The sequence below is a fragment of the Dellaglioa sp. CoH-56-MRSF-13 genome (assembly GCF_056782095.1).
Window position 1 is genome coordinate 1 of sequence record NZ_JBXAYC010000109.1, and the last position, 336, is coordinate 336.

General features: G+C 53.3%; 1 protein-coding gene. It reads left to right on the forward strand.

Annotation, left to right across the window (positions count from 1 at the left end):
• The coding region (locus AC1RP1_RS08105; protein ID WP_481762733.1) for a hypothetical protein at window positions 1–216 on the forward strand (216 nt) is incomplete at its 5' end.
• Between the last annotated feature and the right edge of the window lie 120 nt (window positions 217–336).

Genomic DNA, 336 nt, shown 5'->3' on the forward strand with positions numbered 1-336 from the left:
CCTGTGGTAATCTCGAACGGCGCGTACACAGGTGTTCGCTTGGTGGAAATGGGGCTGAAGCTTCTGCGTGCGCGTACCGCTCTTTGTGAAGCAATCAACCAGAAATATCGCATCACCATGTATCCGTCCGAATTCATCAGTCTTGAGACGATTGGTGATCTTGCGAATCAGGTGATCCAACACGTGGAGGGCAAGGAATTGTGTTCGCAGGCGTAATTGTGGGTGCTCTTAACGGCCTTATCAGCGGGATCGTCGGGGCATTTGTTATGGGTCTGGGTCTAGGTATTGGTGCCACGCTGCTCGCGCAATGGCTGCTGAACCATGTGCAGGTGCTTG